Origin of the sequence: Mesorhizobium sp. M0968 (assembly GCF_040319065.1) — a bacterium.
In the GTDB taxonomy this organism is placed as follows: Bacteria; Pseudomonadota; Alphaproteobacteria; order Rhizobiales; family Rhizobiaceae; genus Mesorhizobium.
Window position 1 is genome coordinate 18,089 of record NZ_JAMYNL010000011.1, and the last position, 18,694, is coordinate 36,782.

Sequence of the window (18,694 nt, forward strand, 5' to 3'; positions counted from 1 at the left end):
CGGCCCGCCGCCTTCGGGGTAGCTTTCCTTGAGGCGGCGGTTTCCTCGCCGGTACGACTGCCAAAATGGCTGGACTTAAATTTGCTACGGTCGCATTCTCCCCTTGGGGAGAGGGGCGTGGGCAAACGTCGCTATCAAGACAATGAGTACAATCGCCGAAGGTATGGCAGGCGCCATCGTTCGCGTGACACGCCGTTATGGGCAAAGATCGCGACTGGCGGCACGATCCTGGCTGGCCTGCTTGCCTTTGAATTTGGTTTCGCCGCTGTAGGCTGCGGCATCAAGGGCAACATCAGCTACAACACTGGCGAGAAAATCTATCACGTTCCGGGACAGGAATATTATTGGGAGACGCGCATCAATCTGCTGAAAGGCGAGCGCTGGTTTTGCTCGGAGGAAGCCGCGCGCAAAGCGGGATGGCGGAAATCCAGGGTTTAGACAGGGGTCCAACGCGCGGACGCCCATCATGCAAGGTCACATCTTTGTTGATCTTAAGCGATGCGCTCACCGCACCATACATCAAATGCGTTTCCGCTTTTGTGGGCGCTTCGATGCCCTTTGCGCGGAGTAGGACCAGCGCTATCTCCTCAGCACTCATTGGCGCCGTGGCGGTCCTCAGAACGTCGACGGCGGCACGCATGAAACAGCGGGTTTGGATTGTTGCGACGCTTGACGGAGATGGCGCGGGGCATTGAAGCCAGGTTCCAACAGATGCAAGACCGCCTCGACATGCTTCATCTCTTCAATGAGCTTCGCGGCCTGCTTCTCGTCGCGCCTGATTTTCGCGCCGATCTCACCGTGAAGGCGGATTAGCGCCTAGAGCGCTGGTTTGTGATCCCTGGCCAAAAGGTAGGCCAAGATCGGGGCCAATTCTTGTGGCGGTTGCGCCATAATACCGCAAAACTGTACGCCAACTCCGCCTCGGCAGCCGTAGTGCCCGCGATCAGGAAGCACAACGAGTGGGGCCCAAACGCCCGCGATGGTTTCATTGTTCACAGCACGCCACCTTCACTTGAATATTTTCAGAACATGCGAATCGCTCAACACAGCCGTGTAGGGCCCATCCGTTAGAACTCCCGGAGCGCCATTGATTGCGGACCGCGGATTATAATAGGCGCCGGTACCCTCAGTGATATCGACATCGAACGAGTATGCCCAATCAAGATTCGCAAGCTCGGGAGTTGGGTACTTCTCCACTGACCTCTTGCACAAAAGAGCCGTTCAGTAGGCTAGCGCGGACCCCGTTGTGAACGACCTGGCAGGTCACGCTACTAAATGGCTCGGCACTTTTTTGACCGAGCGCATCACTAACCTCCGGGGCCGCATCTCGCAGCGCGATTACCAGATCGACCAACTCAAATCTTGCCGTTTGATGAAGAAGCGGAGGCGCCGCTGGTTCCCAACATAGGCACCACGGCAGTCGGCGGAAACGACGGGCCGACCCCTGTTGGCAGATAGCAGACCGGCGCAGGCCCAGCACGCAATCGGGCCCGCCGCCCCGGCAAAGGAGCTGTTCGCGGTAGATTATGGGCAAACGTGGACGTCTTTCTACGCGGTCGCGTCCGTCTCACTTCCTCATCGACCTCGCGCACCGAAGAACCTCGACGAGCGGAAGCTCGACCACGACAACCATGCCCAGCACGACGGATCAGGGCACCGGCACGACGAACAGCGGGACCAACATGTCCGGCGATCAGGGCACCGACAAGACGACCACCAGCGGCACTACAAATCCGAACTCGGCCAGGGACTGCGCGCCCGGCCAGCAGACTGGCAGCGCGCAGCAGGCGGCGCCTAGTCAGCGCAGAACACGGCAGCCAACACCGCCGCGCCGGGCCAGGTGAAAAAGACCGGCGAAGGTTGCTGATTGGCACATCGGCTCAGGTTGGAATCACGGGCGTGTGGCTGGCTGGTCTCGGCAGACCACGACCAACTCGGTTGGCGAGCAAGTTGCCGCCAGCCGAGCATCAGTTCAGGAATCTCTACGCTTGAACGCAACGCAGCGGCGAGACCGAACCGCCAGGCTGCTCCTGGCCAAGAGCAGCTCGCTTTAGGTTGTAACCGCCACTGCATAGAGAGCGATTTGTCAACACCCGTTTCGATGTTCCGCATAAACCCGTTCGGTCGTGTGTTCCGCTCACGTAATCCGAGCTCGACCGCAAGCCGGCGCATGATCGCTGGGCTTGTCCCACCACCCGCAATATGCCGAAGGCGTCGTCTTCGGCCTCGACGGCGATGCGGGCGTCCCGGTTTATGGAGGGTGTCGCGGCTTGAGAGTTCGATTGCGACCTCACCGGCCCTGCATATCGTCGCGCACGAATCTCTTGTCGTCGAAGCGGTGGTGATGACGGAGGCACAGGGTGGCGACGCCTTGATCGATGCAGGATCTACCATGGACCGCGACCGTCGGGAGGAGTTCCTCGCCGGGTTCCTCACCCTTGCCGTCTCGTTAGGGCCTGAACTGCACCGCTATTGCTCGCGTCTCATGGGGTCGGTCATCGACGGCGAAGACGTTGTGCAGGATCTTTGCTCGAACCCTCGTTGCGCTCGACCAGGTGTGCAAGATTCCGCAGCTGCGACCCTGGTTCTTCCGGATTGCCCATACCCGTGCGCTGGACCTGCTGCGCAGCCGTGCGATCCGCGCAGCAGAGCCTATCGAGGCGGCCCTTGAAGTCGTTGTCGACGCCGCTCCGGACCCCGTGAAGATTTTGATGCAGCGATCCAAACTGCGGTGTCTCGCTTTACGGAACTCCCGATCCTCCAGCGCAGCGTCTTTATCCTGAAGGATGTGCTTGACGAGCCGCTGGCTGAGATCGCCGGTCTGCTCGATATCAGGGTCGATGCCATGACGGGGCGAATCTCCTGCTGCTCCGCTGACTCGACGTTATATCAGGGGGCGCTAATTATCGGTCCTCGGGTCAAAAACCTGAGAAGGCCGACATGCTGAAACCATCGTGGAACAACGCTCGAGGAAGCCGACTTCTATCTCTTTTTCGCAGCTATGCTGATCGTATCACAACGCGGCGGGTCACACGCAAACTTGATTCGTACGGAGATTGGCTGAGAGCCCTCACCCTGACACTCTTCCCGACGAGGAAGGCTCATCACTGCAATGCCTGCGATCGCGGTGTGGCGGCTTTTTACCGTTTCGGGCGATACACGCTTATTTGCCCGCTTTGTCATGCTCTGGATCGTGAGCGGTTCTTGATTTGTGCTCTAGACCGTAAGCTTCTCCGGCTTCCGGCGGGGCCGCTTAGAATTCTCCAGATTGCGCCGAGCGAGAAGGGGCTTTCAAAGAGACTATCTCAGGCGGGCAACCTCATTAAAGGCGATATCGAGCCCGGACGGTACGGCCCCGATACCGTGCAGGTTGACCTAATGAACATGAACGGCATCAGCGATCTCGATATTGTCGTCTTGTGTCATGTCATGGAGCACGTACCTGACGATCGGCATGCTTTTCGGCAAATTTGGTCATCCCTTAAGCCTCGAGGACAGGTCTGGATCCAAGTACCGCTTATCTATCGTCAAACGCTCGAAGCGCCGCCATTCATGTCACGGAGCGAGCGCGACGAGCGCTTCGGCGGATCAGATCACGTGCGAGCCTACGGACCCGATATCAAGGAACGTATCGAGGACGTGGGTTTTACGGTCGCTCGAATACATTCAGACCGTATACCTGCCGCCGATCGCGAGCGTCTTGGGCTTCTCCCCGATACTCTCTTTATTGCCGAACGGCCCGAGTAACACAATTCGGATTGAGAGCGCGACGTTCCCGACGCCATCCTTGGTGGCGATCATCGCTACTGTGGGCAGGCGCATCACCTGTGACCTCTGCCTTCGGAGGGCAGCTCTCGCCCTCGATGTCGGGCGCTGGCGCAGCGAGTGCAGTGTCATGCTCCACCGCAGGTTGCACAAGCTATCCCCTCCTGGACTTCACTCGACCTGTAGGCTTGGCCGGATAAACGCGGCCGACACCCGGATCAGAGGCCGATGACTTCAACCCCCTGTCGGCCCATTCTTGGGGATTTGCGGGGCATAGACCACGCGACCACCCAACTTTGGATAGGGAGGTCCGGTGCCGTACGTGCCATGCTTTTCAAGCGTCCGGGGGAAAGGCCGACAAGTTTGGCGGCCTCCTCCGTCTTGAGCAGACGAGGGGGAAGGTGTCTGATCGTGACATGTTTTCTCCTTTCTGTTCGCACCAGATGCAGGTGCGCCGAGGAGAGGCTTACAATTTAGCGAATGCTCCAATCGCCGCTGGTTGCGCCCTCTCTGCACACGCCCCCGGACAAGTTTACTCGCCGTCGCACTATGAAGTGGTGCTGCGTGGTCAATTGGCCATGCGGCTGTGACGGGGCACCTACTGCGGCAATCATCGAGTGCTCATCAGGCTTTGGCTCGGTGTTTCGGTGTTTCGACGAAACAGAAACAAAAGAAAAGGTGCAAACCCGTGTGCACGGCATGTGCACATCGCTCGCTAATTATTTGTTTCCGCCCAGTCCATCATCGTCCCGACTCGCTTCCGAGTTTCGTGGTGCTCGATCTCGATTTGCTGTCAGGCCGCTTGGCCGATAGCAAAAGAATGCCTTCTCAATGGGGGCGTCTTGCGATGTAGCGGCCTTCCGCTACCATCTTCAAACCGTGCGGCCCGGAGACATGGGTAACGGTTGTACCTAAGACATGGGTGACACCCTCGTGCCGAAGGGGTTGTCGTAGGTCTGCAAGGTCCTCTGTTCCAAGTCGATATATCTGAGATCATAGTGCATGAAGGAGACGAGCCAAATGCCGTCGTCGACTTCGTGATTCCGAGCCTCTGGCCGGCGAGCACGGTGGAGATGTTGATCTTCTTGCTGTGCATGCAGATGCCGCCGCAGGGCGGCGCTCCTTCTCCTTGTGTCTCGCCGCCGCCACGTCATTGCCAGGCAGCCGGAGGGCAACGGCCCGTGGCCAACTCAGTAGTCCGCGTCCGATCCCACGGCTGATCTCGCAACGCGGTCGACCTTTCCGCGCGCATAGCTAGGCATCTTGACTGCAATGATGGAGAGAATGCCGATGATTACGCCGGCGATTACATCTATTAAATGATGACCGCCTTCAGGCAGAGTGGCCACGATCATGGCGGCATTCACCATAGCCAACACGACAAAGAGTGGCCGGATGGTCCGCGCGGCATAGACCACTGCCAATCCAAGTGCCGTGTGGAACGACGGGAACGTTACGAGCCCTGTGCCTTTAGTCATAATCAGATCAAACGGCTCGCCTGATCGCAGCGCCATAAGCACATGATGGTGCCACATTCCGGCATTAGTGGTGAAGTTCGAAAATTGCCCCGGCGCCGGCTTGAAATAGGCATAAGCGCCTTCTGCTGGCGCCAAAGCCATCATCGCGCCCGTGAAGACCGAAGCAACCGCTAGAAGAGCGACAAACTCCAGTGCTCGTTCTCGTTGGTTTCTCACCGCGAGGAATAACAGAACGAACGGCATTTGGAACGCGAGCGCGTGATAAGCAAAAACCAGGACGGATGCTGTAATTGGCTTGTTGGTCGTGGCGAGGAACCACTGCCAGTCGAAACCGAGGGCGGAATCGATAGAAGCTAGAACCGGGTCCGCCAGAGGCCTTGAGGTGGCCGACGCCAGGTACATGAAGACGGTCGTGGTGATGGCGAGCGGAATGAAAGCTGCTGCGGAAACGACCACAATTCTCAGGCAGCCACAAAGATATTTGATTACGCTCGCAATTGGGCTTGTATCAGATCGCACCCTATGGAGCGCAACTGCGGATGCCATCCAAAATGCACTGAGGACAAGGGCCACCTTGCCTATATCAATCCAGTTCCTCGGTGAAAAATCGACTGTAGAAAGTGGCAGCCACAAAATGTCAATCAACCCGAAAAGAGCTGTAACCAAGGCAATAATTACTAAGTGGTTTCGAGTAGACTGCGGATCAGCATGGGGCACAGTCACTGCCACCAGTACAATGAGGATAAAGATGGAATGAGCATTGGCGTGGTCTGCCCATACGCGTCGTATTCGGGGAACACCGCTCGCAAGACCCTCTCCTCGTTCACGAGCCGCCGATATTGGAAAGCGAGGGCAATGGCGCAGATTGCGACGGTTGCCCATGTCGCATTGCCGAGAAGAATGCCGAGCAGGACGATCGCTTCGCAGACATAGAGCGGGTGGCGCACGATCTGGTAAGGGCCTGCCGTGACGAGCCGTCTGGCCTGCGCAGTGATGCTGAAGGATCTGCCGAGCCACCACAGGCACAAGATGCAAAGCGCGAAACCAACTATGGTGGTCAGGTCCGCAACAAACTCGATCTGCGGAGCTGCCTGGATGCGAGGGACCGCGATCAAAGTTGCGGTGGCAAAGCATCCGATGAGCGCGGAGATTCGCGGTTCAATTCCCTGCGCTGTTCCCAGGGGCGGAAGACGCGCCACTGTCATTCCAACGATGAGCACGAGAAAGCCGGCAGCGGCGACATCTGCGGTGAGATCGATAATCCACGCCACTGTCCATTCTGCGCCGGCAAGAGCTACCAAGAACGTTTCGGCCTTCAAAGTCGCGCAGAACGTGAAGTAGAGTGTCATCGTTGCACGCCCGACGAAATCACGTATCTCTGGTGGAGGGAGCTTCATTGGTTCTGCCCTTCGGGATCACTGGATAGGCGAGTTGCTCGACGTAAGTTGATGGAATCGGATCATCGACGCCATAGCGCTCCGGGACAGCGTTACCGGGCAGGTACATGGTTCCGAGGAGCGCATCGATCAATGAAAGTTGACCTGCGAAGTTCTTGTCGTATGCCGCGCGCTCGTGAGCGTGATGCCAATGATGGAACTGGGGTGACGCGATCAACCACCGAAGCGGGCCGATGTTCAGCCTGACGTTGGCGTGCAGCAAAAGTCCGTGGACGTGAAAAATTATTGCAAACAGGGCGATCGCCGGACTGCTGAAACCCAGCAGATATACAGGCACGAGCGACGCGCTCTTTGTCAGAGCCTGGTCAATAGGATGAATCCTGTGCGCCGCCAACCAGTCCAGTTCTTCAATGCTATGATGAATCGAATGGAAGCGCCACAAAAAGGGAACGGCGTGAAAGGTGCGGTGGGCCAGGTAAAAGCCAACGTCCGCAATGACAATGATCTCTGATACCTGGAGCCAAACAGGTTGCGATGATACTGCGCTGCCGACATAGGCCGGCACCAGCCGCCCCACCGTACTCGTTGCTAGCGTGATAGCCGCGATCAGGCCAAGGCTTATCGGGATGCCATTAAACAGCGCATAGATGAGATCGTTGAAAAAGGCTTTCCTGAGTATCTTTTGATGGGGGCGCAGAGCGAACAGGTATTCGATCGGAACGAAGATCAGAACCGCAATTAAGAGCGCTTTGATATTCAGAATGTCCATACGGCGTCCCGCCGGCAAGACGCAATCCAAGCACTTCGCCAATTTGAGCGCAAGCTAATGGTTCTCGGAGATTAGTTGAAAAGGTAATTTGCGTGCCAAACATGTCAGGCTGAGAGCCCGCCTAGTGGATGGAATCTAACACTTGGTGCCCGCGTTTGACGGCGGCAATGATCTTGTCGGGGTCGGCGATCCAAGAGAAGGGTTTGGGTTGCTGGTTGTGCTCTACGAAGCGGTTGATTGCCGCTTGGAGGTCGAGAACGGAATGGAAGACGCCGCGCTTGAGGCGACGCTTCGACAACTTGGCGAAGAAACCCTCGACCGCGTTGAGCCACCGGTGCGGTCGAGCGCCTGGATCTGGCTCTTCTCGTCGACCGACAGCACGATGCGTGAGCCGGCGGATCGACATAGAGGCCGACGACGTCGCGCAGCTTGTTGACGAACTGGGGATAGTTGGAGAGCTTGAACTGGCGCCAGCGGTTGGGCTGCAGCCCGTGCGCCTTCCAGATGCGACGCACAGCGCTTGCGCTGATGCCAGCCGCTTGCGCCATCATGTCGGCGGTCCAGTGCGTCGTCTCGTCCGGGAGATTGACAAGCGTCAGCGCCACCACGCGCTCGGCCACCTCGGGTCCGAGCGCGTGGTCGGCGTCCTCGGCGATTACGGCGGCTGATGATCCTCGAACCAGAATGATGACTGGCGTCGCGAGATAGTTCCCACCGACGGCAAGGGAAAATGCGATGTCATGACGATACGTCTATTGTCCGAGCAAGCCTCCAGGAATGCCCACCGCGTCCGACGTGCCTGGTCAGGGTCCGTGTCGTAACGAAAGCTCCAGTCGGGGTATATGCATTGCATCGGCCAATGCATGAGATCGCCGGAAAACACTGCCCCTACGCCTCGAGATCTCAGGCCGATGGCTACGTGCCCCGGGGTGTGGCCCGGCGTCGGCTCCAGCCACACTTCGCCATCGAGTTCATAATCCATATCGACAAGCACAGCCCGACCAGCCTCGACGATTGGCAGCACATTGTCCTCATAGGTCCGTTCGTCGGCATCGCCGGAGGCGGCCTGTGCGGCCTCGAACTCGCGCCGCGCCATGATGTAGCGGGCGTTCGGGAATGTCGGTATCCAACGCCCGTCCACCAATCGTGTGTTCCAGCCGCAATGGTCGATATGAAGATGGGTGCACAGCACATAGTCGATCTGCTCGGGAGCAACACCTGCATTCGCCAGGCGCGCCAAAAAGGTGCCGTCATTGCGGCGATGCCAATGCCGGAAGTATGCGCACGTCTTGTCGTTGCCGACGCAACTGTCGACCAGAATGGTGTGGTGGCCGGTACGAACCAGAAAACTCTGGATGGGAAGAATAAGCCGGCCGGTTGCCGGCGATATCAATCGGGGCGTGAGCCAATGAAGATGCGGTTCCAGTGCTTCGTCGGTGCAGTCGGGGAACCATTCCGACGGCGTCCGCAGAGGGTCGCACATCTCCAGAATTCTGGTTACCCAGATATTCCCGATTCTCCAATCGTCCATTGATGCGATCCTTCTTCGATCGAGGACGGATCGCTAGCTATAACATTTGCGGCAAGATGGCGTCAGACCTTTCTTCCGATAGGAAGACGGAGGCGCTCGCGATGTGGCCGGGCTTACGATCGGGTACCAATCGTTAGATCTTAACCACTAGAACCGTGCGTTGCCATAGATCTGTAGCGCCAGCGTGCAGATAGCAGCGATCGAGATCGGCACGCCGAAGGGGACGACGCCTTTGCGGTCCAGATGCTGAACGTAGACGCGGAAGGCCCCTTCGGGCAGCATCAAGGGATTCTTCACGACTAACGCGGTCGCAAAGGCGAAGACCAGCAACAGCACGGAAAACACCAGGAGCCCGCCGCCGCCGATCAGAAACGAAACCACCGCCATCAGTTTGACATCGCCAGCGCCGACCTTGCGCATGGCCCACAACAAGAAAAGCGCCACGAACAGCAGTAGGCCGGCAACCGCGCTCAGGCCCATGTCCCACCACGACCCGCTGAGGATCGACATAACCTGCAGCGAACCCAGCCCAAGACACAAAAGCAGCAGCACGTCACAGTTAGATATTTTTTGGGTCGTGAAGTCGAGCCATGCAATCCTTGCCAGCAAAGGAACCGCTAGCCCCTTCATCAGCAGCGCTCCGGCAAGCAACATGCTAGCGCCTTACCGTTCGAGATTCTTCACGCTGGACGACAGGAGTCGCAAATTGTTGCCGACGGTCGGGTCATTGGGAGCCAGTTCGTATGCTTTGAGGAAATTACTGCGCGCGTCCTGCAGCTTGCCGCGCAGCAGATAGGAATAGCCGACATTGTTGTAATATTCGGGCGTTGGCCCAATGAGCCGGAAGGCCTGGCCATAGGCCCTGTCGGCGAGATCGAAGCGGTGGATGCGGTCGCTGCAGGCGGCGAGGCCCAGCCATGCGGCACCGTCGTTGGGGGCGAGTTGCGTCGCCTTGTAGAACAGGGCGCCCGCATTGCCATAATTTTCCGAGCGGAACTGGTTCTTGGCTTCGGCAACGGCTTGGTCGGAGGCATAATATTCGACGTCGCTGACCGTCTTCAGTCCGTCGAAGGCATCGCCGAAGGCAGTAAGCTCCACTTTCGCCGGCTCGTTAGTGCGGACGACCCCCGTTGGGTCCGTCGCAGTCGACTGACAACCGGAAAGCACGACAACCAGCAAACTGGCAGCGGCAACGAGGCACATTGGCCTTTTCATTTTATCCCCCAGGGATCTTGCCGATCCCGTCCCCTGACCAAAGCACATCCCTGTCTAGAAGAAAATGCCCTTCATTCGAATGATCACCGGAAGCATCACGACCATCATCACAACAGGAAAGATGCATAGCCCCAGCGGTATCATCATCTTGACAGGCAAAGCATTGGCGCGTTCCTCGGCGAAGAGAATTCTTTGTCCCCGCATTTCGTCGCTGTAGACGCGCAAGGCGTCCGTCAAACTGGTACCGAGCTCTTCCGATTGACGGAACAGCACAGCCAGCGCGCGCGCCTCCTCCAGTCCAACGCGGTCGGATAATTCGCGCAGGGCCTCGCGCAACGGCTTGCCCGCGCGCAACTGAAGATTCATGATTGCGAGTTGGATGCCGAGCCATCTATGGGTGCCAGCCAGTTCGCTGCCGACACGCTCGACAGCCGCTTCGAGGCTCATGCCGGCATCGGCACAGGTGATCATCATGTCCATGAAATCCGGAAAGCCGCGACGATATATCTGTTTTTGTCCCTTTTCGAACCGATCGAGAGCGATGCTCGGAATCACGATGCATCCCAGCCCAAGCAGGGCAGAGCCTGCAAAGGCGACAAGACCGGGAAGTTCGGGTGGCAACATCCGCGACAGGAGCGCATACGTCACGGAAAAGCCAAGACAGACCGCGCCAAGGCGTGACAGAGTATAGATAAATGGCGCGCTTGACTGATAGAAGCCGGCGCGAAAGAGTTTTGCGTCCAGCGCGCTGGGCTCGTCACGTTCCTTTTCGATCGATCTGAAATAGGCGTCGACCGGCCGCTGTGCTGAAATCTTGGCCAGTTCTTCCTGGCCCAAAAGCGAGCGGCGGTTGGGAATGCCCTCTGCCAGCAGGCTTTGCGCAACCAGTTTCCTCGTCTGCAGCGCCGGCAAGACGACGAGCGCGCCCACCAGAAACAGCGCTACGGCCGCCAGGAAGACGGCGATGGACACCAGAAGGCTCAGATCCTGGGTCACAACTTCTATAGCTCCGATCGCTCAAAAATCGAAATTGACCATACGGTACATGATGAAGTCGCCGAGCAGCGCCCAGAACCCGAAAACCAAGAACACCGGCATGATCAACGGGCTGCCCCATACATCACCGTAGTAGCTGGGGGCTAGGCCCGTGAGGATGGCGAGCATCAAAAGAGGAAACAGGGAAATGATCCACGCGGACATTCGCCCCTCGGCAGAGAGCGCCCTAATCTTCAACCTGAGTTTCTGCCTTTCGCGCAGCACCACTGAGAGATTCGACAGAATTTCGGTAAGGTTGCCGCCGGTCTTGGCCTGAATCGACAGCGACACCGACAGCAAATGCAGACCTTCGAAACCGACGCGCTGCGAGAGTTTTCGCACCGCGTTTTCAAGGCTGAGGCCAAAGGTGATCTCGTCGGAAACAATGCCGAATTCGGTGCCCAGCGGATCAGGCATTTCTCGTGCGACAAGGCTTATAGCCACGGAAGTCGGATGACCGGCACGCAGCGAACGCACGATCATCTCAAGGGCATCCGGCAATTGCTTGGCGAATTTCTGGATTCGCCTGGCGCGCGCGCGGCGGAGAACCAGAAACGGCAGGAGGAATACGATGAGCAGAAAGATGATAAACGAAGCCACGGCGGAGAAGTGCAGCAGGAACGCAAATACCAGTGCCAGGGCCAGTCCACCGAGAGCAAATGTCGCGACGAACGACAGCGGATTTCCGGTAACGCCGGATTGCGTGTACAGCCTGTTCAGGCCAACCGCATTGAACAGAAAGTCGCCCGAGCTGGTAAGCCCACGTTCTTGCAGCAATCGCTGCAAGGTCTGTTCGGCCGGAGCGTCGTCGGCGAGCCGCTTCAGTCGACGGTTGATCGTGCTGACCGTTGAGCGCCGCTTGGAGTAAGTCACATACAGAGCCTCGGCCGCGAGGATGAGCGACGCAGCCGCCAGTACATAGATGAAGTAGAGCAATGTCTGGCCGGTCAACATTAGAGCGGGACCTGTGGGTTGAACGCGTCCTTGGCGAACTGATGGCCAAGGGTCGCCGCTTCCTGGGCAAAGCGCGGACGAATGCCGGTCGCCCGAAATTCACCAACGATCTGGCCCTCGGCAGTCACATCGCGGCGGACGAAATGGTAAAGTTCCTGAACCTGTACGACATTGCCTTCCATACCGGTGAGTTCTGATATGGAAACAACCCGCCTTCCACCATCGGAAAGCCGTTGCGTCTGCACAATGATGTCGATGGCCGAGGCAATCTGAGCCCGTATTGAATCGTGGCTCATCGGCATGCCGGCCATACCGACCATCTGTTCCAATCGCGATATCGCATCTCGGGGCGTGTTGGCATGAATGGTGGTCATTGAACCTTCATGGCCGGTGTTCATAGCCTGCAGCATGTCGAAGGCTTCCTCGCCGCGCACCTCGCCGACGATGATGCGATCCGGCCGCATGCGAAGCGCATTTTTTAGCAATTCGCGCTGGCGAACTTCGCCCTTTCCCTCAACATTGGGCGGACGCGTCTCGAGACGGCCCACATGCGGCTGCTGCAGTTGCAGTTCCGCTGCGTCCTCGATGGTGATCAGGCGCTCCCTGGCTGGGATGTAGCTCGACAGGGCATTGAGCAGGGTCGTCTTGCCGCTGCCTGTGCCGCCCGAAACCAGGATCGACTTGCGGGCCTGCACGGCAATGCGCAACAGGTCGACCATCGGTTGCCGGATCGAATTAAACGCCATCAGACGTTCGAGCGAATAGGGGTTCTTGGAGAACTTGCGAATCGAGACCAGCGGGCCATCCACCGAGATCGGCCGCACAGCTATATTGACTCGCGACCCATCTTCCAGCCGCGCATCGACCATTGGCGCCGATTCATCGACGCGCCGGCCGATAGCCGAGACGATCTTGTTGATGACACGTAGCAGATGGGCTTCATCGCGAAAGCGGATCGCCGTCTCCTCTATGACTCCACGCCGCTCGATGAAGACTCGCTTATGGGTGTTGATCAGAATATCGGAAATCGAATCATCCTTGAGCAAAGGCTCGATCGGACCCAGCCCGAGCATCTCGTCAGCGGTGTCGCTGGTCAATTGGTCAAGTTCGCGGGCGTTAAGCGGCACGTTGCGAGCACGAACGAATTCCCGCACTATGGGGCGGATCTCGTTCAGGATTTCCTCCTTGGACGCACTTTCAAGGGCCGTCAGGTTGAAGCGATCAATCAAGTGGCGGTGGAGCTCGACCTTGAGCGTAAGGAAATCGTCCCCCGGCGATTCGAATTCCGCAGAACGGGACAGTACGGGGACTGCCGGCACGATCGGATCAAGCTTCGGCTCGACCCGCGGCTCGCTTGGCCCTTTCGTGAATCGGCCCAGCATTTTGCGCTACCCCTTTGGACACGCCTTGGGGGGAATACCCCCGCAAGACGGCAGGCACCGAGCACGTTCCCGAACTCAATACTTCTTGCATATTTAACATCCAGGTCGAAAAAACATCTCATCTATTCGAACGAGGCGTCCGGCCGTAAATATACAAGGGTCCTGCCAAAACATCGCCCTGCGTCTTTTTGGCCACGATGGCCCTTACGGGCCCTGGCAAGCCCTTGGATATAATGGCATATGCCTATCTGCTAATATCGCCTCGCTTCTGCCACAGACGCGGCGAAATTGTGAACGGATGGTCAAAGACGGGCGAAAAGCAGGCAGAATCAACGTCTTGCTGCAGAGAGACCTCGAAACGATATTACCATTTCAGGCATAGCACAGGTATAAATAAGTTAAAGAACCATTAGGATATTTGACTCTGCTTTTTATCGGCCCCTAGGATTAGGTCGACGGAGGATGCTCAGGTATGCGATTTCATCCTTGGCTCGTCTCGTCAGGGTTTGAACCTCCAAAGGGAGAAATTGGCATGAAAAAGCTCATGACGATGACCCGGCAGTTCCGCGACGACGAACACGGCGCCGCCATGGTCGAATATACCATCCTGCTCGGCATCATCACCGTGGCGGTGATCGCCACGATCATTCTTGTCGGTGGCTGGGTCAGCACCCAATGGACGGGGCTTTACGCGTTGTTGCCGTGATAGCTTAGTCCTATCATCGACGCCGGGGAGGTCCCCGGCGTCGATCCAGGTGGTGGGTGAACGGAGTCTGGCGGGAAAAGAAAGTGCGTGCAAACACTGTCATCATGATCGTTCTCGCCGGCGTATTCGGCGTGCTCGCAGTGGTTCTCGCCAATATCTGGCTGACCAGCCAACGCAGCGCTATGGCGAAGACGGACGTGCCGCGCGATACCGTCGTGGTGGCGGCCGTATCTTTGAAATTCGGCGACACGCTGTCGGCCGACAAGCTGCGTGAAATCACATGGCCGGCGGGCGCGGTTCCGGCCGGGGCTTTCAAGACGACAAAAGATCTACTCGCTGGCGAAGGCACAAAGCAGGCGCTGCAGGCGATCGGCGCCAATGAACCCGTTCTCGCCACCAAGATTACCGGCCCCGGCCAGCGCGCCACGCTTTCGGCGGTGCTCGGCGAAGGCATGAAAGCTGTTTCCATCAGAGTCAACGATGTGCTCGGCGTCGCAGGATTCGTTTTCCCAGGTGATCGGGTCGATGTGCTCCTGACGCGCACCGTGCGCAACCCTGGAGATGCAGACCAGAGTTTCGTCGACGTGCTGTTGCAGAGCATGAAGGTGCTCGCCGTCGACCAGGTCGCCGATGAAAGCACCGACAGCCCGACGGTGGTGAAATCGGTGACTGTCGAGGCTAGCACCAAGGACGCCCAGAAGCTGACGCTGGCCGCCGGCGCCGGCCAGTTGTCGCTCGCGCTTCGCCAGGCAGCCGCCGGCAAGGACGAGATCACCCAACGCATCACGCTTTCCGACCTGACCGGCGAAACGCCGGCCGATGTCGCAGCCAGGCAGGCCGAACTCGCCAGGCAGGCAACGGCCGATGCTGCTGCGGCAGCCGAGCGCAAGCGCGCGGACGACAAGATCAATGGCCTGACTCGGGCCGTCGAACAGGTCGGAAACCGGCTCGACGACTTGAGCAAAGCAAAGCCTGCTCCGGCCGTGACCTCGGCACCCGAAGCGCAAGAGGTCGTTAAGGAAGTGATCAAATATGTGCAGCCGGAGCCGTCAGCCCGTGCGACTATCGGCGTTTTTCGGGGCGTGAAGCTCGAAAAATATGACGTACCGCGACAAAGATAACTCTGGTATGTTGGCATAAAGAGCGTCCGAAGAGCCGCCAAAGGGGGGAATGTAGATGCGAACGGTCCGGGAAACACTGGCAGCCGCCGCGCTGGCCTGTTCGGTGATATTACTGCCGATCGGCCTTGAGGCTACGGCAGCCGATCGCCGTATCGACGTGTCGAACCCCAAGGTCCATCGTGTCTTCCTGCCCATGTCGCAATCGCTGACGATTGAGGTGAATGCCACTCTTGGCGATATCGTCGTCGCCGACGAGAAGATCGCAGATGCCCAGCCGATGACCGACAAGACGCTCTACGTCATTGCCAAGGGCGCCGGTACCACAACCGTCAATCTCTTTTCCGAAGACAAGCGCTCGCTTGGCGTAATCCAGATCGAGGTCGGCGTCGACGTCAACGATATGGCGCAGGCAATTCGGCAGGTAGCGCCCAGATCGCGGATCGATATCGGCTCGGTCAATGGCAAGGTCCGGCTCGGCGGGCATGTGAAGGACGGCGCGACGCTGGCGTCGATCCTGGAAGTGGCCCAGCAATACGGTCCCGACGCGATTATCAATGCCGTTACCGTTGATGACAGCCAGCAAGTGAATCTGGAAGTGCGCGTGCTCGAGGCCAAGCGCAATGCCGGTCGCGACCTTGGTGTGTCGATCAGGAGCACGAACAACAGCGGAACGACCCGAACTGGAACGGGCATTGCCGCCGTCGATGAAGATAACGTGGTGCTCGGACCGGGCGGTCTGCTCACTGGCCTGCTCTCGAACACCAATCCGTTCGCGGCGCTGATCACTCGCGTCATCGACAGCAACATCAAGGTCGATCTGATCATCGAGGCGCTTGAGGCAAAGGGTGTCGTGCGCATGTTGGCCGAGCCCAATCTCACCACGCTTTCCGGCGAGCCGGCCAGCTTCAACGCCGGCGGTGAAGTACCCATCCGCAGCCTCGACAGGGACGGCCAGATCAACATTGTGTACAAGCAGTTCGGCGTGAATCTGCAGTTCACGCCGATCGTGCTCAACGACGACAAGATCCATATCAAGCTAGCGCCGGAGGTAAGCGACCTGAACGGCTTCACGCCGGCTGGCGACCCGATCTTCACCACCCGCAAGCTGGCGACCGTCGTCGAGTTGCGCGACGGCCAGAGTTTCGCAGTCGGCGGGCTCTTGTCCAGCAAGAATACCAAAATCCAGAGGCAGGTGCCATGGCTGGGCCAAGTGCCGATCGTCGGCGCGCTGTTCCACAATTCAAGCAATCAGAAGGAAGAGACCGAACTGGTCGTCATCGTCACCCCGCATATCGTGCGCCCGGCGAAACCCGGCGAGCAACTGGCGACCCCATTCGACAAGACACGGCCGGCCAACGACCCGGAGTTTTTCGTGCTCGGCCAACTGGAAGTAACCAAGGACATGGTGCGCAAATATGAACTGGGCGAAGGCGTCGTCGGCCCCTATGGCCACATGCTCGACCTGAAATCCAAGGACAAGATGATCTATGTCAAGAAATAGGGTGTTGATCATGCTTTTGTGTGCCAGCGGGCTGGCGGGCTGCGCCGACTATCTAAACCGCTACGACACGGTGACACTGGCCGCAGGCGACACCCAGAAATACAATTCGCTTCTGCATACGGTCGATCCGCTCAATCCGGCGTCGAAAAAGACCGCCATTGAAGGGGATGGCGCGCGCGCTGCTGCTCTTGCCCAGAGTTACAAGTTTCCACCGCCACCACCGCCGCCGCCGGCCATCACGGTCAATGTCGGGACACCGCAAGACACGGCGGATTGAACAGAAGGATCAGCGCGTCAGGTAAACAAGGGATCCTGGCGTCAAGGAGCAAAAGAGCAAGGCCATGCTGCGTATTATTCGCGCGTTCTGGCACGATCAGAGGGGAATAGCGCTGATACTGGTCAGCGTCATGCTGCCGGCGATCATCGGATTTTCTCTGCTGGTGATCGACATGAGCCGGCTCAACAATCTGCATAACGATCTGCAGAAGGGGGCTGATGCGTTTGCCCTGGCAGGCGCGGCTGAGCTGGACGGCACGTCGGGCTCTATCAGCCGTGCTGATAGGGCGATCGCTACGCTGGTAAGCAATCGATACACCTTCTCGACCGCCGGCCCTCCTCAAACGCTCGCTTCCGCCGGAGTAACACGCCGATATCTTCGCTCATTGCCGGCCACCGACAATCTCCCGATTGTGCCGGCCAATGTGATCACCGACGAGCTGAATGACGCCAAACTTGCCCGTTTTGTTGAAGTCACTGTAGCCCCGGTCGGGTTTGCTGCAATCTTCCCGGCTTCCTTCTTGTCATCCAGCGCCAGCAACAATTTCAATGTCGGCGCAGTCGCTGTGGCGGGCTTCACTTCCGGCGTGTGCGATTTCACGCCGGTCTTTATGTGCAACCCTTACGAGACGGTGAACGGGACGAATGCAGCGGGCGGATACACACTTGAGCAGGCCGTCTCCAACCCGGCTGTACATCGTCGGCTGATCGAACTGAGGAAGGTCGGAAATGGGGCTGCCGCTGGCCCTGGTAACTTCGGCTTCCTCGAACCTCCGGCCGGTGTGGGGAACGGTGCTCAAGCCCTCGCTCAGACGATTGCAACATCAAGGCCGATTGGTTGCTACAGTTCCGCCAACGTTAGCACGAAAACTGGCCAGAACGCCGGCCCAGTGCAAGACGCCTTCAATGTTCGTTTCGGTATTGCAGCCAGCGGCAACCATTTCAATAGTGCTGAATACGGTCCAGCCGCGAACGTCCGCAAAGGGGCAATCAAGACCCGAGGAAGCGCAAACCAATGTCCTTCCATGAATCAACTTTCATTCACCGAAGCTGGAACAATGGGCCTTCCACGCGACGCGACCACTCCATACCTCGGCGGCCGAATGGGCGATGGAAATTGGAATTTCTCTGGTTACTGGAGCACCAACTTTGGTTCCGCTGCCTACCCATCTTCATGGAATACGACCAAGCCGACGCGCTATCAGGTCTACCGTTACGAGATATCGGCCGGGTTGGTAGGCATGGCGTCGACTGGTGGAGAGATCGGAACCCCGTCGGCAGCTTGCCAACCCCCTGTCACGACGGTTGACCGTCGGTTGATTTACGGTGCGATCCTGAACTGCAATGCACTCCAAGCTGCCGGCAGCGATCTGTCCGGCCACAGCACGGATCTGCCGGTGGAAGCTTTTGGAAGCTTTTTACTGACTGAACCGGTTGCGTCGCCATCGGAAGACGCATCCGTGATGGTTGAATTGGTAGACGTTACTGGGGGTGGCGGCCAGGGCACGCTAGACAATTTCCTCCGCGACGAAGCTCAGCTTTACCGGTGATGGCGATGATTGGA

The 18,694-nt window shown here is 58.3% G+C and carries 16 protein-coding genes and 4 pseudogenes; 8 read left to right on the forward strand and 12 right to left on the reverse strand.

From position 1 onward, the window contains the following. Window positions 1-117: 117 nt before the first annotated feature. From NKH67_RS19760 to NKH67_RS19770, 3 genes and pseudogenes are all read left to right on the forward strand, one after another. Window positions 118-438 (forward strand): sunset domain-containing protein, encoded by a 321-nt coding sequence (locus NKH67_RS19760; protein WP_353031662.1) that lies wholly within the window; start codon window positions 118-120, stop codon window positions 436-438. 1,933 nt (window positions 439-2,371) lie between these two features. After that, a pseudogene (locus NKH67_RS19765) lies at window positions 2,372-2,863 on the forward strand (RNA polymerase sigma factor); the annotation flags it as partial. A 77-nt stretch (window positions 2,864-2,940) separates the two neighbouring features. After that, on the forward strand, window positions 2,941-3,747 hold the full coding sequence (locus NKH67_RS19770; protein ID WP_352472985.1) for a methyltransferase domain-containing protein: 807 nt from the start codon (window positions 2,941-2,943) through the stop codon (window positions 3,745-3,747). A gap of 172 nt (window positions 3,748-3,919) precedes the next feature. Here the strand turns inward: NKH67_RS19770 and NKH67_RS19775 are convergent. From NKH67_RS19775 to NKH67_RS19825, 12 genes and pseudogenes are all read right to left on the reverse strand, one after another. Continuing rightward, window positions 3,920-4,175: pseudogene (locus NKH67_RS19775) on the reverse strand (helix-turn-helix transcriptional regulator). Between the two features lie 501 nt (window positions 4,176-4,676). Beyond that, window positions 4,677-4,876, reverse strand: a pseudogene (locus NKH67_RS34200) (hypothetical protein); the annotation flags it as partial. A gap of 79 nt (window positions 4,877-4,955) precedes the next feature. After that, window positions 4,956-5,699 carry a phosphatase PAP2 family protein gene (locus NKH67_RS19780; protein WP_352472987.1) on the reverse strand — a complete coding sequence of 248 codons (744 nt, stop codon included), beginning with the start codon at window positions 5,697-5,699 and terminating at the stop codon, window positions 4,956-4,958. A 263-nt stretch (window positions 5,700-5,962) separates the two neighbouring features. Continuing rightward, on the reverse strand, window positions 5,963-6,592 hold the full coding sequence (locus tag NKH67_RS19785; RefSeq protein ID WP_353031664.1) for a methyltransferase family protein: 630 nt from the start codon (window positions 6,590-6,592) through the stop codon (window positions 5,963-5,965). A gap of 19 nt (window positions 6,593-6,611) precedes the next feature. Beyond that, window positions 6,612-7,409 (reverse strand): sterol desaturase family protein, encoded by a 798-nt coding sequence (locus tag NKH67_RS19790; RefSeq protein WP_353031666.1) that lies wholly within the window; start codon window positions 7,407-7,409, stop codon window positions 6,612-6,614. Between the two features lie 121 nt (window positions 7,410-7,530). Then, a pseudogene (locus NKH67_RS19795) lies at window positions 7,531-8,041 on the reverse strand (IS630 family transposase); the annotation flags it as partial. 23 nt (window positions 8,042-8,064) lie between these two features. Continuing rightward, window positions 8,065-8,940: an MBL fold metallo-hydrolase gene (locus NKH67_RS19800; protein WP_352472990.1), complete on the reverse strand. Its 876-nt coding sequence runs from the start codon at window positions 8,938-8,940 to the stop codon at window positions 8,065-8,067. 147 nt (window positions 8,941-9,087) lie between these two features. Next, window positions 9,088-9,594, reverse strand: a complete 507-nt coding sequence (locus NKH67_RS19805) for a prepilin peptidase (protein ID WP_353031668.1) — start codon at window positions 9,592-9,594, stop codon at window positions 9,088-9,090. Window positions 9,595-9,603: 9 nt separating this feature from the next. Further along, window positions 9,604-10,155, reverse strand: a complete 552-nt coding sequence (locus tag NKH67_RS19810) for a tetratricopeptide repeat protein (protein WP_352472992.1) — start codon at window positions 10,153-10,155, stop codon at window positions 9,604-9,606. 54 nt (window positions 10,156-10,209) lie between these two features. Further along, complete coding sequence (locus tag NKH67_RS19815; RefSeq protein WP_502893779.1) at window positions 10,210-11,127, reverse strand: type II secretion system F family protein; 918 nt, start codon at window positions 11,125-11,127, stop codon at window positions 10,210-10,212. Window positions 11,128-11,172: 45 nt separating this feature from the next. Further along, window positions 11,173-12,144 carry a type II secretion system F family protein gene (locus tag NKH67_RS19820; RefSeq protein WP_352472993.1) on the reverse strand — a complete coding sequence of 324 codons (972 nt, stop codon included), beginning with the start codon at window positions 12,142-12,144 and terminating at the stop codon, window positions 11,173-11,175. After that, entirely contained in the window at window positions 12,144-13,526 is a 1,383-nt protein-coding gene (locus NKH67_RS19825) for a TadA family conjugal transfer-associated ATPase (RefSeq protein ID WP_352472994.1), read from the reverse strand. Before NKH67_RS19825 ends, NKH67_RS19820 begins: the two co-directional genes overlap by 1 nt. A gap of 532 nt (window positions 13,527-14,058) precedes the next feature. Between NKH67_RS19825 and NKH67_RS19830 the strand changes: the two genes are divergently transcribed. The 5 genes from NKH67_RS19830 (at window position 14,059) to NKH67_RS19850 (ending at window position 18,680) form a co-directional block, all read left to right on the forward strand. Next, the gene (locus NKH67_RS19830; protein ID WP_352472996.1) at window positions 14,059-14,232 is read left to right on the forward strand and encodes a Flp family type IVb pilin; all 174 of its coding nucleotides are present in this window, start codon (window positions 14,059-14,061) and stop codon (window positions 14,230-14,232) included. An 83-nt stretch (window positions 14,233-14,315) separates the two neighbouring features. Continuing rightward, window positions 14,316-15,353, forward strand: a complete 1,038-nt coding sequence (gene cpaB, locus NKH67_RS19835) for a Flp pilus assembly protein CpaB (protein WP_352502861.1) — start codon at window positions 14,316-14,318, stop codon at window positions 15,351-15,353. A 55-nt stretch (window positions 15,354-15,408) separates the two neighbouring features. Next, complete coding sequence (locus NKH67_RS19840) at window positions 15,409-16,854, forward strand: type II and III secretion system protein family protein (protein WP_352472998.1); 1,446 nt, start codon at window positions 15,409-15,411, stop codon at window positions 16,852-16,854. Further along, window positions 16,841-17,131: a hypothetical protein gene (locus NKH67_RS19845; RefSeq protein ID WP_353031670.1), complete on the forward strand. Its 291-nt coding sequence runs from the start codon at window positions 16,841-16,843 to the stop codon at window positions 17,129-17,131. The genes NKH67_RS19840 and NKH67_RS19845 overlap by 14 nt, the downstream gene beginning before the upstream one ends. 64 nt (window positions 17,132-17,195) lie before the next feature. After that, window positions 17,196-18,680, forward strand: coding sequence for a TadE/TadG family type IV pilus assembly protein (locus tag NKH67_RS19850; protein ID WP_353031672.1), 1,485 nt, complete (start codon window positions 17,196-17,198; stop codon window positions 18,678-18,680). Window positions 18,681-18,694 lie beyond the last annotated feature (14 nt).

Coding starts and splice junctions, on each gene's coding strand:
- NKH67_RS19840 (WP_352472998.1), top strand. CDS start 15,409: ATGCGAACGGTCCGGGAAACACTGGCAGCCGCCGCGCTGGCCTGTTCG.
- NKH67_RS19805 (WP_353031668.1), bottom strand. CDS start 9,594: ATGTTGCTTGCCGGAGCGCTGCTGATGAAGGGGCTAGCGGTTCCTTTG.
- NKH67_RS19830 (WP_352472996.1), top strand. CDS start 14,059: ATGAAAAAGCTCATGACGATGACCCGGCAGTTCCGCGACGACGAACAC.
- NKH67_RS19850 (WP_353031672.1), top strand. CDS start 17,196: ATGCTGCGTATTATTCGCGCGTTCTGGCACGATCAGAGGGGAATAGCG.
- NKH67_RS19810 (WP_352472992.1), bottom strand. CDS start 10,155: ATGAAAAGGCCAATGTGCCTCGTTGCCGCTGCCAGTTTGCTGGTTGTC.
- NKH67_RS19845 (WP_353031670.1), top strand. CDS start 16,841: ATGTCAAGAAATAGGGTGTTGATCATGCTTTTGTGTGCCAGCGGGCTG.
- NKH67_RS19790 (WP_353031666.1), bottom strand. CDS start 7,409: ATGGACATTCTGAATATCAAAGCGCTCTTAATTGCGGTTCTGATCTTC.
- NKH67_RS19820 (WP_352472993.1), bottom strand. CDS start 12,144: ATGTTGACCGGCCAGACATTGCTCTACTTCATCTATGTACTGGCGGCT.
- NKH67_RS19800 (WP_352472990.1), bottom strand. CDS start 8,940: ATGGACGATTGGAGAATCGGGAATATCTGGGTAACCAGAATTCTGGAG.
- NKH67_RS19770 (WP_352472985.1), top strand. CDS start 2,941: ATGCTGAAACCATCGTGGAACAACGCTCGAGGAAGCCGACTTCTATCT.
- NKH67_RS19785 (WP_353031664.1), bottom strand. CDS start 6,592: ATGACACTCTACTTCACGTTCTGCGCGACTTTGAAGGCCGAAACGTTC.
- NKH67_RS19825 (WP_352472994.1), bottom strand. CDS start 13,526: ATGCTGGGCCGATTCACGAAAGGGCCAAGCGAGCCGCGGGTCGAGCCG.